Source organism: Pseudomonas sp. R62, assembly GCF_000257605.1.
Taxonomy (GTDB): domain Bacteria; phylum Pseudomonadota; class Gammaproteobacteria; order Pseudomonadales; family Pseudomonadaceae; genus Aquipseudomonas; species Aquipseudomonas atacamensis.
On sequence record NZ_JH636000.1, the window covers coordinates 6,562 to 8,500 of the forward strand.

Below are 1,939 nucleotides of genomic sequence, written 5' to 3' on the forward strand. Positions count from 1 at the left end.
GCACTTCTGGCTCGCCACCATCGGCACCGTGCTTTACATCGCCTCGATGTGGGTCAACGGCATCACCCAGGGCCTGATGTGGCGTGCAATCAACGATGACGGCACCCTCACCTACTCGTTCGTCGAAGCGCTGCAGGCCAGCCACCCGGGCTTCATCGTCCGTGCGCTGGGCGGTGCTTTCTTTGCCAGCGGCATGCTGCTGATGGCTTACAACGTGTACCGCACCGTTCGTGCGTCGGATCCGGTTGAAGCCGAAGCCGCCGCCAAGATTGCCGTCGTTGGAGCTCACTGATGAAGCATGAAGCTGTCGAGAAGAATATTGGCCTGCTGGCCTTCTTCATGGTCATCGCCGTCAGCGTCGGTGGCCTGACCCAAATCGTTCCGCTGTTCTTCCAGGACGTCACCAACAAGCCGGTCGAGGGCATGAAGCCGCGCTCGGCGCTGGAACTGGAAGGCCGCGACGTGTACATCGCCAACGGTTGTGTCGGCTGCCACTCGCAGATGATCCGCCCGTTCCGCGCTGAAACCGAACGCTATGGCCACTATTCGGTGGCCGGTGAAAGCGTCTGGGACCACCCGTTCCTGTGGGGCTCCAAACGTACCGGTCCGGACCTGGCCCGCGTGGGCGGTCGTTACTCCGATGACTGGCAACGTGCGCACTTGTACAACCCGCGCAACGTGGTCCCCGAGTCGAAAATGCCGGCTTACCCGTTCCTCGTGGAAAACAAGCTCGACGGCAAGGAAACCGCGAAAAAAATGGAAGTCTTGCGCACCCTCGGCGTGCCTTACACCGACGAAGACATCGCCGGTGCACAGGATGCCGTGAAGGGCAAAACCGAAATGGACGCGCTGGTGGCCTATCTGCAAGGCCTGGGCACCATCATCAAAAGCAAACGGTGAATCTGATGGATATCGGGATGATTCGAGGCCTGGGCACCGTGGTCGTGATGGTGGCCTTCATCGGTCTGGCCTTGTGGGTGTTCAGCCCCAAGCGCAAGTCGGAATTCGACGACGCGACCATGCTGCCTTTTGCCGATGATCCCGAAGCCATCAAGCACGTCGAGCAAGCTTCTAGGAGTAACAAAGAATGACTACATTCTGGAGTCTGTACGTCACAGTCCTCAGTCTCGGTACGATCTTCGCCCTGACCTGGCTGCTGCTGTCGACCCGCAAGGGCCAGCGCAGCGAACAGACGGACGAGACGGTCGGCCACTCCTTCGACGGGATCGAGGAGTACGACAACCCGCTGCCGAAATGGTGGTTCATGCTGTTCGTCGGCACCATCATTTTTGCCCTGGGTTATCTGGTGCTGTACCCGGGCCTGGGCAACTGGAAAGGTCTGCTGCCGGGCTACAACTATCTGGATACCGAGAAGCAGACCGCGTTCGCCAACGGCCAGACCGGCTGGACCGGCGTCCACGAGTGGGAAAAGGAAATGGCCCGTTCGGACGCTCGCTTCGGTCCGATTTTCGCCAAGTTCGCGGCGATGCCGATCGAAGAAGTCGCCAAGGATCCGCAAGCACTGAAGATGGGCGGCCGTCTGTTCGCCTCCAACTGCTCGGTGTGCCACGGATCCGACGCCAAGGGCGCCTACGGCTTTCCCAACCTGACCGACGCCGACTGGCGCTGGGGCGGTGAGCCGGAAACCATCAAGACCACCATCATGGGCGGCCGCCACGCGGTGATGCCGGCATGGGCGGAAGTGATCGGCGAGCAAGGCGTGGCTGACGTAGCGGCCTTCGTGGTGACCAACCTCGACGGGCGCAAACTGCCGGAAGGCACCAAGGCCGACCCGGCCAACGGCCAGAAACTCTTCGCCGCCAACTGCGTGGCTTGCCACGGCCCTGCCGGTAAAGGCACCCCGGCCATGGGCGCGCCTGACCTGACCCATCCGGGCGCATTCATCTACGGCTCGAGCTTCGCGCAACTGCAGCAGACC

The 1,939-nt window shown here is 61.7% G+C and carries 4 protein-coding genes; all 4 read left to right on the forward strand.

The window, feature by feature from the left end:
• The coding region (locus OQK_RS28745; RefSeq protein WP_016775512.1) for a cbb3-type cytochrome c oxidase subunit I at positions 1-292 on the forward strand (292 nt) is incomplete at its 5' end.
• Positions 292-900 carry a cytochrome-c oxidase, cbb3-type subunit II gene (ccoO, locus tag OQK_RS28750; RefSeq protein WP_007917161.1) on the forward strand — a complete coding sequence of 203 codons (609 nt, stop codon included), beginning with the start codon at positions 292-294 and terminating at the stop codon, positions 898-900. The genes OQK_RS28745 and ccoO, both read left to right, overlap by 1 nt.
• Positions 901-905: 5 nt before the next feature.
• A complete protein-coding gene (locus OQK_RS28755; RefSeq protein WP_016775513.1) occupies positions 906-1,091 on the forward strand; it encodes a CcoQ/FixQ family Cbb3-type cytochrome c oxidase assembly chaperone in 186 nt (61 codons plus the stop codon).
• The coding region (ccoP, locus tag OQK_RS28760; RefSeq protein WP_016775514.1) for a cytochrome-c oxidase, cbb3-type subunit III at positions 1,088-1,939 on the forward strand (852 nt) is incomplete at its 3' end. The genes OQK_RS28755 and ccoP, both read left to right, overlap by 4 nt.

What these genes read in the sequence shown, in the direction of transcription:
- ccoO (WP_007917161.1), top strand. Translation starts at nt 292, where the DNA reads ATGAAGCATGAAGCTGTCGAGAAGAATATTGGCCTGCTGGCCTTCTTC.
- OQK_RS28755 (WP_016775513.1), top strand. Translation starts at nt 906, where the DNA reads ATGGATATCGGGATGATTCGAGGCCTGGGCACCGTGGTCGTGATGGTG.